The following is a 2,330-nucleotide window of genomic DNA, read 5'->3' on the forward strand; positions in this document are numbered from 1 at the left end:
ACACTTAAACAAACGGGTGCAAGAGTTAAAGATTGTGATCGCTGCTGCGGTCTTTTTTCTTGTTCAACAAACTGGCAGGTTACTTCAAGAGGGATTATTTAGTTGAATATAGAAATAGAAACAGTTAAAAGTAGACGGACCAAGATTGGAGATAAAATGCGTATTAAAAAACAACGTGGTTTAAAAAGAAAGACAATAAATATGGTTAAAAGAATTGAACAAGCCACAATAAAATTAATTTGAATGTAGTATGACAAAGTAATCCGTAAGTATCATGGAGGAAGAGATGAAGAAAGTAATAAACATGATTAATCCAAGTTCGAAAGTGGCTGGCGTGTCATTAGTTGAATTGAAAAAAACAGAAAAAGCACTTGGTGCTATTTTTCCAGATGAATACAAGGAACTTTTTTTAGAAACGAATGGAGCAAAATTTGGTGATTGGACTTTGTTCCCTATTCAAACTAATGAACAAACGGCATTAACAATTGATATAGTAAAACAAAATCAGAACAGACCCAAAAATCTAGCGAGTGATATGGTTTGTATTGGTGAAAAAGTGAGTGGTGACAAACTTTGCTATCGAATTAGGAAAAGATTTATGCAGGAACTAATTTATACTTGGAATGACAAAACTGGGTTAGGCAAATATGCGTCTTTATCATTAAGTGAATTTATTGATCGGCATGTGCCGAAAGTCAATACTAATAAGCCTAATAAACTTGGCACTTTTATGGTTGAAAGTGGAAAGTTAATTGTTACTGACCCGTACTATAAAGTGGATGAAGAAGCTGAGTTGCAAATCGTACTTTTAAATGTGAAAAATGGTAATTGGACAGCTTCCATTTCTTATACTCCTGATGAAGTTGTTAAAAACTTATTTGTATTTTATGGGGAAAAGAAACCAAGTGGGAAATGGCATGTTTGCGATAAACAGATTGGAGTTGACTCTGCACAAGCAGGAATTTTTGATTTTAAAACATTTGGTAGAAACGAAGCCATCCAATTTGATGAGGTAGTTGCTTCAGATGCACAGGGGGGAGTTGTCTCAGATGGTGCGGTTTCAATGTCTGGTTATGGTGACGGAATGTACGAGGTGAAAGTAAAATATAACATTTCAAAAAAGGTTGTTGGAGTGATGATTGACTTTGTAGATGAGGAATAATGCTATTCTCCAACGAGCAGTGAAGAACACCTTTGTATATTCAGCTACCGGGGGCGTTTCTCCAAGAAGGGGAAGTGCTTCTTTTTGTTGAATTAAAGAACAAACTATTTTACCAAATAATAAATATCAGGAGACATACCTTAATGGAATTAAGAAAAGTGATCGACTCAGTGATTCAAAAGCTATACGATCTTCAATCTGTAAAAATTTCGGAAATTAAAATCGACGACCCAATTAGCGAAGAATCTTTGTTAAATGTTGAAACAAAATTGTCTTTTAGATTTCCCGACACTCTGCGTCAATTTTTTTTAAATCAATCCTCTTCCCTTCAATTCTACTGGGAAATACTTAGTGATAGAGAGTTTCCTCTTGGCGAAGAATGCAAATACGGTGGTATAAATTTAATTTCTCCTTTTCAAATAGTGGAGTTATATATTGATATGAAAGAAATGGTTGATGATGGCAGAACACGATTAAACGATTGCTTAGACGAGGGTTGGGAAGCTTTAGTGAATGATTGGAGTTTTTGGATACCCATTATAACCTTTCGTAATGGAGATGCCTTTTGTATCGATAAGAGAAATGAAACCATCATTTTTCTTGAACACGATGTAGTTGATGGGGGTCCAAATGTTCACGGTCTATTACTGGCTATAAATTTTGACGATTTAATAAGAAAGTGGTCTAAGGTTGGCTTTGTGGAAGTTTTTGATTGGACGGATGGTATTAATGAAGATGGAATCGATGTTGAAAGTATTATTTTCAGTCAATTATTACCTTTAATTAATAACTCCTAACCTATCTTAAGAATTTGTGAAGAAATGTACTTACGGTAACGGGTGCATTAGTTTAATTTAGGAGAGAAATTATAGTGGATGACAAGATTATGGAAACACCCTTTCCAGAACTATACTCAAAACTTGCGGTAGCCCCTTTGTATATTATTCAACTGATATTTTGTATTGGCTACTTAATTTTCACACGAAAAGACAAAGGCATCTTTACATCTATATTTAAAATTTATTTCATTTTTATAATTGTTAATTATCTGGTCGCACTTTATTTTCGGTTCTTTCACTACCATGAAAATTAACTTCTGTAACCTTAGAAAAGAGGCAATACTTAAATAGACGCAGCTCATTCGTTTAAAAAAAAAAGAGGAGCGCCT

At 34.1% G+C, this 2,330-nt stretch carries 2 protein-coding genes; both read left to right on the forward strand.

Annotation, left to right across the window (positions count from 1 at the left end; genetic code table 11):
* Window positions 1–286: 286 nt before the first annotated feature.
* The gene (locus COD92_RS30695; protein WP_098532456.1) at window positions 287–1,162 is read left to right on the forward strand and encodes an SMI1/KNR4 family protein; all 876 of its coding nucleotides are present in this window, start codon (window positions 287–289) and stop codon (window positions 1,160–1,162) included.
* 143 nt (window positions 1,163–1,305) lie between these two features.
* Window positions 1,306–1,959, forward strand: a complete 654-nt coding sequence (locus tag COD92_RS30700) for an SMI1/KNR4 family protein (protein WP_098532455.1) — start codon at window positions 1,306–1,308, stop codon at window positions 1,957–1,959.
* Window positions 1,960–2,330 lie beyond the last annotated feature (371 nt).

The organism is Bacillus sp. AFS037270 (assembly GCF_002585305.1).